This is a genomic window from Rhodoplanes azumiensis (genome assembly GCF_042682915.1).
In the GTDB taxonomy this organism is placed as follows: Bacteria; Pseudomonadota; Alphaproteobacteria; order Rhizobiales; family Xanthobacteraceae; genus Rhodoplanes; species Rhodoplanes azumiensis.
Genome location: NZ_JBHUIW010000031.1, coordinates 39,933 through 49,810, shown reverse-complemented (window position 1 = coordinate 49,810; position 9,878 = coordinate 39,933). Strand labels below are relative to the sequence as shown.

Sequence of the window (9,878 nt, the reverse complement as noted above, 5' to 3'; positions counted from 1 at the left end):
AGAAATTTCATCCGACACGCAGGCTATGCACCAACGTGAGCGAAAACCGGTCTAACTTCCGCGGCCAAACAGCCGCGGCCTCATTGAAGCCGCCCTCGCCCTGCCACCGCCTGGTGGTGTGCGCATCGACTTCCGCGGCCAAACAGCCGCGGCCTCATTGAAGCAAATTTTTCAGAATGCTTACCTTCGGTTACTTCTGGACTTCCGCGGCCAAACAGCCGCGGCCTCATTGAAGCACGGCGGCGCCGTGTGGGCACCCGAGGGATTGGCGCGTGGACTTCCGCGGCCAAACAGCCGCGGCCTCATTGAAGCCACCGTTCGTCTCGCGCATCGAGTCGTGGAATTGCCGACTTCCGCGGCCAAACAGCCGCGGCCTCATTGAAGCGGCGGCGCGGCGTTCGGCGATGTCCCGTCCGCCGCGGACTTCCGCGGCCAAACAGCCGCGGCCTCATTGAAGCAACACCGAAGGGGATTACGACGACCTCGCCCAGAACGGACTTCCGCGGCCAAACAGCCGCGGCCTCATTGAAGCTCGTGTACCATCAACACCAACTGCTAACGATACTGGGACTTCCGCGGCCAAACAGCCGCGGCCTCATTGAAGCTGTCTTAGTAAATGAACACGATGATCACCATTGGCAAACTTCCGCGGCCAAACAGCCGCGGCCTCATTGAAGCATGGCGGCGACGCTGGCGTGATCGGTCGTCGGGGTGGACTTCCGCGGCCAAACAGCCGCGGCCTCATTGAAGCGAGACCCGGCCCAAGCCGCATCTCCGCCGGCACCTCGACTTCCGCGGCCAAACAGCCGCGGCCTCATTGAAGTGCAAAAATGTCTCCGATCTGAGTGCCCTGTTGAGCAAGCACTTCCGCGGCCAAACAGCCGCGGCCTCATTGAAGCGTCCAAAGCGACGAGCTGCTCGACGTCGACGCCGAGGACTTCCGCGGCCAAACAGCCGCGGCCTCATTGAAGCCGCCACGGCCGAGCGGGCGACGGCGGACGGCGCCGAGGGAACTTCCGCGGCCAAACAGCCGCGGCCTCATTGAAGCACGGCGATCGTGGTCGACAAGGACACCGGGGCCGTGACTTCCGCGGCCAAACAGCCGCGGCCTCATTGAAGCTTGCGGCGCAGGTCGCGGGCGCGATCGCGCAGTACGACTTCCGCGGCCAAACAGCCGCGGCCTCATTGAAGCGTCCGAATCCACACTAATCAGGCGGTCCATCGACCGGACTTCCGCGGCCAAACAGCCGCGGCCTCATTGAAGCCCGTGACTGGCGGGCATCGCGGCGTTGGTCAGCGTGAGACTTCCGCGGCCAAACAGCCGCGGCCTCATTGAAGCTTGCAGTTTCGCGGCGCCGTCTCTCGTGAGGCGCAGACTTCCGCGGCCAAACAGCCGCGGCCTCATTGAAGCGGCCGAGGCAGGCACCACCACGGCGATCAGCTCCGGACTTCCGCGGCCAAACAGCCGCGGCCTCATTGAAGCTTCTTGAAATGGATGACGACCGAGAAGTCGAGACGAACTTCCGCGGCCAAACAGCCGCGGCCTCATTGAAGCCACCCGCTCAACGACTGGTACGGGCTCGGCAGGGTCGACTTCCGCGGCCAAACAGCCGCGGCCTCATTGAAGCCGCCGTCGGTCGAGCGATAGAGCGACCACGTCGCGCCGAGCGACTTCCGCGGCCAAACAGCCGCGGCCTCATTGAAGCTCGTGCAGACGCCTCACTGATCAGCCGAAGCCCGAGCTGGACTTCCGCGGCCAAACAGCCGCGGCCTCATTGAAGCCCGCCCGTCGCCGCGATTCCGGTTCGGAGCTTCTTACTTCCGCGGCCAAACAGCCGCGGCCTCATTGAAGCGTGCTGCCGAAGGGCGACGACGGGGCCGACGGCGCCGACTTCCGCGGCCAAACAGCCGCGGCCTCATTGAAGCACCCGCGGCGCGTCCATCAGCCCCTCGGACACGATGACTTCCGCGGCCAAACAGCCGCGGCCTCATTGAAGCCTCAGCCACGGCGCAGCCTCATGAGTACGCCGGCGATGACTTCCGCGGCCAAACAGCCGCGGCCTCATTGAAGCGACTTGGTCAGTGCGTAGGCGACGACGAACGGCACCGACTTCCGCGGCCAAACAGCCGCGGCCTCATTGAAGCGATGGTCGGCCAACCGAACCGCGCCGCCATGACCTCGCGCCGACTTCCGCGGCCAAACAGCCGCGGCCTCATTGAAGCGACGGGACACCGCGCACATCCGCCTCTTGGTAGATGCCGGACTTCCGCGGCCAAACAGCCGCGGCCTCATTGAAGCGCCACGCTCCGGGCCAAGCCGCTGCTCCGCTACGGCAACGACTTCCGCGGCCAAACAGCCGCGGCCTCATTGAAGCGCTCAGATGACGACACGGCCGCGCCGACCAGCCGTTGACTTCCGCGGCCAAACAGCCGCGGCCTCATTGAAGCTGATTCAGGAGCACCCGGCGGGTCATTCGACACGCCCGCGAGACTTCCGCGGCCAAACAGCCGCGGCCTCATTGAAGCTCACCTGTTCGTGATTGCCCGGTCCCGCCGGGCGCGGTGACTTCCGCGGCCAAACAGCCGCGGCCTCATTGAAGCGTGTTCGTCTGACTGGTCATGATCGGCATTTCTCAGTACTTCCGCGGCCAAACAGCCGCGGCCTCATTGAAGCGGCACCGTCGTTTTCCGGCCGGCCGGGCGGCGGCGCGGGACTTCCGCGGCCAAACAGCCGCGGCCTCATTGAAGCCGTCAGCGGGATGATAGCGCCCTTCGCAGCCCGAGTGACTTCCGCGGCCAAACAGCCGCGGCCTCATTGAAGCGTCCCCATCCAGGACACCTCAGCCGACGCGGCGGGGACGGCAGCACTTCCGCGGCCAAACAGCCGCGGCCTCATTGAAGCGTGGAGCCGTAGTCGCGCGGCTTGTAGGGCTTGAAACTTCCGCGGCCAAACAGCCGCGGCCTCATTGAAGCGGTGCCGGGGCGCGCCACAGCGGCCCGTGCGCAGGGCATGTCGCCCGACCGAGCGAGGAACCGTCGCTCACGGCATCGGCGCCAACGCCAGTGTCATGCAGCGGACGAATTCCGAAATGATGTGGTCGAGACGGTCATCGGGGAGGTCGAGGTTGACGCGCAAAAGGAACGACGCGTGAAACGACAGCCCGCCGATGATCATGCTGACGGCCTCCAGATCGGCGTCGGCGCGAATGAGGCCGCGCCCTTGAAGTGCAACCAGGCGATCACGCAGGACGGCGGACTCCCGAAGCAGAATCGGCCTGAGCGAATCGCGGATGGCGTCGTCGCGCAAGCTGAGGGGTAGATAGGCGCGAAAAAAGTCCTGCAAAACCAGTAGTTTTTGATGCCGATACAGTAGAAACTGCCTGATCTCCGTTTCCACATCCTCGGCCGGCGCCGGATATATCCGACCATTGGCCTCCTCGTCGACGAACGACGCAAGAATCGCAAGCAGAAGCCCGGCCTTTCCGCCGAAATACCGGGTGATGAGCTGCTCGTTGAGCCCCGCGTCCGCAGCGATCATCTTCGTCGTCGCGGCGTCATAGCCACGCGTCGAGAACGCGCTCAGCCCTGCCTGCATGAGGGCTTGCTTGCTGGCTTCCTTGTCCCGCTTCCGCACCGTCTGATCCATTGCCTGCCCCGATCCTCCGGCTGTCTGCGGTCAATTTAGTATGTATGTGAATACTTGACAAGCCTTCTCGGTGCTCCTAGATATGTATGCACCCAAGTACATACCGCGATGATGTCGACAGAGCCGCTGCGGGGCGGTCCGCGGCGCCGGCGGCGACCGAACGCATTCACAGGAGGATCTCGCGATGCCGAAAGCTCGCACAGCCGGACTCTCGAGGGGCTGTCGGAGACGAGGCCGGCCCGCGGTCGTGCCTCTGGCCGGTTGCCTGGCGATCGTCCTGCTCGGCGGCTGCGAGCAGAAGGAGGAGAAATCCGCAGCACCGCTGCCGGTCAGGGCACAGGAGGTCCGCCTCCTGAAAGACGATCAAGCGTTCACGCTCACCGGGGTGGTCTCGGCGCGCATCCAGAGCGACCTGTCGTTCCGCATCAGCGGCCAGATCACCGAGCGTCTCGTCGATATCGGCGCGCATGTCGACGCCGGCGACGTTCTGGCCCGGCTGGATTCGAAGGTCCAGGAAGCGGACGTCGCCGGTGCCGCGGCGGCCGTCCAGGCCGCTGCCGCCAAGCTGCGTCAGGTGGCATCGGTGTTCGAGCGCCAGAAGGCGCTGCTGGCGCAGGGGTTCACCACGAGGCGCGACTACGATCAGGCCGAGCAGGCGCACCGGAGCGCGCAAGCCATGCTCGAGAGCGCGACGGCCCAGCTCGCGACGGCGCGCGATCAGCTCGCCCAAACGGTCCTCCATGCGGCGTCTCCGGGCATCGTGACGGCGCGTCATGTCGAGGTCGGACAGGTGGTGCAGCCCAGCTCGCCGGTCTTCTCGCTGGCCCAGGACGGCCCGCGCGACGCCGTCGTCAACGTCCATGAAACGCTTCTCGGCGCCGGCCCGATGGACGACATCGAGATCGCGTTGATCTCCGATCCCGGAATCAAGGCGCGCGGCGAGATCCGGGAGATCGCCCCGGCCGTCAACGCGACGGGCGCGGTCCGCGTGAAGATCGGCATTCCGGAGACCCCGGCCGAAATGGTGCTCGGAGCCGCCGTTCGGGTGACGGCGCATCCCCGGCAGCGGGACATGGTGGTCCTGCCGTGGAGCGTCCTCGCCTCGGACGATGGTCGGCCTGCGGTGTGGGTGGTGGATCGACAGAGCCGGGCCGTCGCGCTCCGACGCATCGAGATCGAGGCCTATCGGAACGCGGATATCGTCGTTCGCGAAGGTCTGCGTCCGGGCGAGATCGTCGTGACCTCGGGAGCACATCTCCTGCGGCCGCGGCAACAAGTGGCGTTTGCGGAGGACCGGCCGTGAAGAAGGCACACCTCACCCTGCTCGTGCTCGCCTGTGCGGCTCTGCCCGGATGCAAGCCCGAAGGTGAACGCGCGACACCGGCGCCGCGCGTTCGCCCGGTGCTCTCGGTCGTCGTCCAGAAGGAAGTCGCCGCCCACAGTGCCTTCGCGGGCACGATCGAGCCGCGTTACGCCTCCACGCTCGCGTTTCGCGTCGTGGGGCGGATCACCGCCCGGGACGCGAGCGTCGGCGATCGGATCAAGAAAGGTGCGCGTCTCGCCGCGCTCGATCCGGTTCCATACGACCTGGCCGTCAGCGACGCCCGGGCCGGTCTTTCCGACGCGACCGCAAAGCTCGCCAACGCCGAGGCGCAGGAGAAGCGACTCCGCATCCTCCTCGAAGGGAACCATGTTCCGCCGCAGCAGTTCGAGGCGGCTCAGCAGGCTCGGGAGGCCGCGGCAGCGGCCGTGATACGGGCCGGGAGCGCGCTCGACAAGGCGCTCGAGCAGCGCGGCTACACCGAGCTCAGGGCCGAGTTCGACGGCATCGTCACGGCCGTCCACACCGAGGTCAACCAGGTCGCGACGGCCGGCCAGCCGGTGGTCACCATCGCGCGGCCGGATGTGCGCGAAGCCGTCATCGACGTGCCGGACGATGTCGCCGCCGGTCTCAAGGAAGGCAGCTCGTTTCAAGTCGCGCTGCAAATCGCTCCGTCGCAGCGGATCGACGGGCGGGTGCGGGAGATCGCGCCACGCATCGACGCCCTCACCCGCAGCCGGCGCGTGAAGATCGCGCTCGACGATCCGCCCGACGACTTCCGTCTGGGAACGACGATAACCGCTCACGCGGCGGCATCGTCGGCCGGGGCGATCGGGATCCCCGCGACCGCGCTGCTGGAGCGGGACGGCAAGCAGCACGTCTGGATCGTCGACCCGGATTCCAAGACCGTGAATCTGCGTGAGGTGACCGTCGCCGCCCGGACCGGCGAGAGCGCGACCGTGTCCGGCGGCCTGCGACCCGGCGACCGCGTGGTGACGGCAGGCGTGCACTCGCTCGCGGTCCGGCAGTCCGTCAAGATCTCCGGAGAGGCATCGCAATGAGCACTGATCACGGGACTGCCGACGGCAGCGGGAAGAAGTTCAATCTCTCGGCGTTGGCCCTCGATAACGCATCGGTCGTCTGGTACTTCATGATCGTGTGCATGGTCGCGGGCGTGATGGCGTATTTCAGTCTGGGCCGCGAGGAGGATCCCGACTTCACCATCAAGACGATGGTCATCTCGGCCGTGTGGCCCGGCGCCTCGGTGGAGGACACCATCAATCAGGTCACCGACCGGATCGAGAAGAAGCTCGAGGAGCTGGAGCAGCTCGACTACACCAAGAGCGTCACCATTCCGGGGCAGACCACGATCTACGTCTATCTGCGCGACAAGACGAAGAATCGCGACGTGCGCCCCACATGGGTCACGGTCCGGCACCTGGTGGAGGATATCCAGGCGCAGTTGCCGCAAGGCGTGATCGGGCCGTTCTACAACGACCGCTTCGGGGACGTGTACGGCAACGTCTACGCGTTCACGGCGGACGGGTTGACCCTGCGACAATTGCGCGACTACGTCGAGTCCGTTCGCACCGACGTCCTGACCGTGCCCAATGTCGGCAAGGTCGATCTGATCGGCGCACAGGACGAGGTGATTTATCTCGAGTTCGACTCGCGCCGGATCGCCAATCTCGGGCTCGACATGCAGTCCGTGATCCAGGCGCTGCAGAGCCAGAATGCGATCGTACCCTCCGGCGTCATCCAGGCCGGGCCCGAACGTGTCAATATTCGCGTCAGCGGCCAATTCGCCTCCGAGAAGAGCCTCGAGGCGTTCAACCTGCGCGTCAACGACCGCTTCTTTCGGCTCAGCGACGTCGTGACGATCAAGCGCGGTTACGCCGATCCGCCGTCGTCGTTGTTCCGCTTCGACGGCCAGCCCGCCATAGGCCTCGCCATCAGCATGAAGAGCGGAGCGAACCTGCTGGAGTTCGGCAAGGCCTTGACCGCCGAGATGGACAAGGCCGTCGGAAACCTGCCCGTCGGCGTCGGCGTCCATCTCGTGGCGGACCAGCCGGTCGTCGTCGAAGAGGCGATCGGTCATTTCACGCGATCGCTGTTCGAAGCCGTGGTGATCGTGCTGGCCGTCAGCTTCGTCGCGCTCGGCATGCGCGCGGGATTGATCGTGGCGCTCGCCATTCCGCTCGTGCTGGCCATGACGTTCATGACCATGGCGTATCTCGGGGTCACGCTGCAGCGCGTGTCGCTCGGGGCGCTCATCATCGCGCTCGGTCTCCTGGTGGACGATGCGATGATCGCCATCGAGATGATGATCGCCCGACTGGAGAAGGGCGACACGCTGCGGCAGGCCGCGTTGCAGATCTACACCTCCACGGCGTTCCCGCGGCTGACCGGCACTCTGGTGATCATCACCGGCTTCACCCCGATAGGGCTCAACAGCTCGTCTGCCGGCGAGTACACGTTCACCCTCTTCGTCGTCCTCGCCGTGGCGCTGCTGCTGTCGTGGCTCGTCGCCGGTGTCTTCACGCCATTGCTCGGCTATGTCATCCTGCCGTCCACGTTGCACAAGCACGACAAGCCGGGCCGCGTGTTCCTGATGTTCCGGGCGGCGTTGCTCTGGGCCATGCGCTGGCGCTGGATCACCATCGGCGTCACGGTCGGGATATTCGCCGCGTCCCTCTACGCAATGGGCTCCATCCAAAAGCAGTTCTTTCCTCCGTCGGACCGACCCGAGCTGCTCGTCGACTGGACGCTGCCGCAGAACTCGACCATTCACGAGACCAGAGCCCAGATGGATCGCCTGGAGAAGGCGATCGAAGGCGACCCCGACATCGTCCGCTGGAGCTCCTATGTCGGCCGGAGCGCCGTGCGCTTCATCCTGACGCTCGACGTGCAGCCGCCGAACGCCTACTACGGCCAGACCGTCATCCTGACCAAGGATCTCGCCGCCCGGGAGCGGGTGCGTGCCAGGATCACGGACCTTCTGAAGAAAGACTTCGTCGGCGTCGACGCCTATGTGAACCTCCTGGCGCTGGGTCCGCCGGCCGGCCGTTCCGTGCAATACCGCATCAGCGGCCCGGACATGCAGAAGGTCCGTGGACTGGCGCGGGAGCTGGCCGGCATCGTGGGCGCCGATCGCAATCTCAGCTCGCCGGTCTTCGATTGGAACGAGCCCGGCCGCGTCGTCAGGGTCGACGTCCTTCAGGACAAGGCGCGCCAGCTGGGGGTCAGCTCGGCCGATATCGCCACGGTGCTGAACGGCGTCGTCGGCGGCGTGCCCATCACCCAGGTGCGCGACAGCATCTATCTGGTCAACGTCATGGTTCGCGCCGGCGAGAAGGAGCGCGGCGCGATCGAGACGCTGCAGAACCTGCAACTGCTCAACAAGGCCGGGCAGGCCGTTCCGCTGGCGGCGCTCGCCACCTTCCGGTACGATCTCGAACAGCCGGTGGTCTGGCGACGGAATCGCTTGCCGACCGTCACCGTCAAGGCCGACATCCTCGACGGCAGACAAGCCGCGACGGTCGCCGAGGGTCTGGCTCCCGCCGTGAAGAGCTTCGAGGAGCGCCTGCCCGCCGGACACCGCCTCGCGATCGGTGGGCCGGTGGAGGAGAGTGCGAAGTCGCAGAGCCCCATCTTCGCCGTGGTGCCGATGATGCTGATCACCATGGCGACGATCCTGATGCTGCAACTGCGCAGCTTCAACCGGCTGTTCCTGGTGGCCTCGGTGGCGCCGCTGGCCCTGATCGGCGTCGTCATCGCCCTGCTTCTCAGCGGCTCTCCCCTGGGATTCGTGGCAATCCTCGGCATCGTCGCTCTGATCGGCATCCTGATCCGCAACTCCGTGATCCTGGTCGTGCAGATCGAGACCCTGCGCAAGGACGGTCTCGGGGCATGGGACGCCGTGGTTCGGGCGTGCGAGGAGCGCGTGCGGCCCATCATGCTCACGGCCTCGGCGGCGAGTCTCGGCCTCGTCCCGATCGCGCGCGACGTGTTCTGGGGGCCCATGGCCTATGCGATGATGGGCGGCATCCTGGTCGGCACCGCACTGACGCTCCTGTTCCTTCCGGCGCTCTACGTCACCTGGTTCCGAATCAAGGAGCCGAGGGACGATTCCGCGACGTCCCGACAGGAGCACGAATCGACGGGTGACGGACCGGCCGCGTCGATCGATCGGCCGGCGACCGGAGTCGTATCGTGAGCCAGTCCCTTCACATCGCTCCGGCGGCGACCGGCCGCGGCTTTTCCGAGCCGCGTCGATGCGGCCGCGGCTCGGGCGGCACGTCCGTCGCGAGCGACGGCGAGCTGCGTGATCTGATCTTGGACACGGCCGAGCGGCTGTATCGAGGCGTGGGACACGAGACGGCGACGTTGACCGATATCGCCTGCGAGCTCGCGATCCCGCGAGCCGGGATCCAACGGCTCTTCCCCTCGCGGGATGCGATCGCGGCGGCGGTCGCCCGAAGACGGTTCGACAGGTCCGTCGATCGGGCCTGCGACGTCGCGATGCGGTACCCGTCGGCGGCGGCGCGACTGCAGGGGTTCCTCGCCACCCTGCACGAACTGGCGCGCGAGAGCCGCAGATCCGAGCCGCGGCTGGACGACCTGTTGAACGTGGCGTTGACGGCGCGCTGGGGGGCGGCACGCGCGTATATCGCCCGCGTCGACGCGGCGATCGTCGCCATCGTGGCTCGGGGAATGCAGCGCGACGAGTTCAGGCGAGGCGATCCGGTCCGGGACGGCCGAGCTGTCCGGATGGCCTTCGCGCGGCTCGTTCATCGCGGGCTGGAGCCCGCCTCCGATTCCGCCGGTCCTTCGTTCGATCGAGTCCTCGAGCTTTGCCTCGCCGGGCTGCGCTCCGCCCGATAGGCGACGCCGACATCCAGAACGGACCAA

At 66.4% G+C, this 9,878-nt stretch carries 5 protein-coding genes and 1 CRISPR repeat array; of the genes, 4 read left to right on the top strand and 1 reads right to left on the bottom strand.

Translation table 11 applies throughout. From position 1 onward, the window contains the following. Nucleotides 1-53: 53 nt before the first annotated feature. A CRISPR array of direct repeats spans nucleotides 54-2,973; the repeat unit is 37 nt; unit sequence GACTTCCGCGGCCAAACAGCCGCGGCCTCATTGAAGC. Nucleotides 2,974-3,040: 67 nt separating this feature from the next. After that, the gene (locus ACFSOX_RS20930) at nucleotides 3,041-3,646 is read right to left on the bottom strand and encodes a TetR/AcrR family transcriptional regulator (RefSeq protein WP_378479767.1); all 606 of its coding nucleotides are present in this window, start codon (nucleotides 3,644-3,646) and stop codon (nucleotides 3,041-3,043) included. A 247-nt stretch (nucleotides 3,647-3,893) separates the two neighbouring features. On the opposite strand from ACFSOX_RS20930, the gene ACFSOX_RS20925 reads away from it, so the two are divergent. From ACFSOX_RS20925 to ACFSOX_RS20910, 4 genes are read left to right on the top strand one after another with little or no spacing between them, the layout of a single operon-like run. Beyond that, on the top strand, nucleotides 3,894-4,949 hold the full coding sequence (locus tag ACFSOX_RS20925) for an efflux RND transporter periplasmic adaptor subunit (RefSeq protein ID WP_378479766.1): 1,056 nt from the start codon (nucleotides 3,894-3,896) through the stop codon (nucleotides 4,947-4,949). Beyond that, entirely contained in the window at nucleotides 4,946-6,028 is a 1,083-nt protein-coding gene (locus tag ACFSOX_RS20920; RefSeq protein ID WP_378479765.1) for an efflux RND transporter periplasmic adaptor subunit, read from the top strand. The genes ACFSOX_RS20925 and ACFSOX_RS20920 overlap by 4 nt, the downstream gene beginning before the upstream one ends. Continuing rightward, nucleotides 6,025-9,183, top strand: coding sequence for an efflux RND transporter permease subunit (locus ACFSOX_RS20915; protein WP_378479764.1), 3,159 nt, complete (start codon nucleotides 6,025-6,027; stop codon nucleotides 9,181-9,183). Before ACFSOX_RS20920 ends, ACFSOX_RS20915 begins: the two co-directional genes overlap by 4 nt. Beyond that, nucleotides 9,180-9,851, top strand: coding sequence for a hypothetical protein (locus ACFSOX_RS20910; RefSeq protein ID WP_378479763.1), 672 nt, complete (start codon nucleotides 9,180-9,182; stop codon nucleotides 9,849-9,851). The genes ACFSOX_RS20915 and ACFSOX_RS20910 overlap by 4 nt, the downstream gene beginning before the upstream one ends. Nucleotides 9,852-9,878 lie beyond the last annotated feature (27 nt).

Bases quoted from the DNA above. Each gene is read 5' to 3' on its own strand.
- ACFSOX_RS20930 (WP_378479767.1), bottom strand. From the start codon at position 3,646: ATGGATCAGACGGTGCGGAAGCGGGACAAGGAAGCCAGCAAGCAAGCC.
- ACFSOX_RS20915 (WP_378479764.1), top strand. From the start codon at position 6,025: ATGAGCACTGATCACGGGACTGCCGACGGCAGCGGGAAGAAGTTCAAT.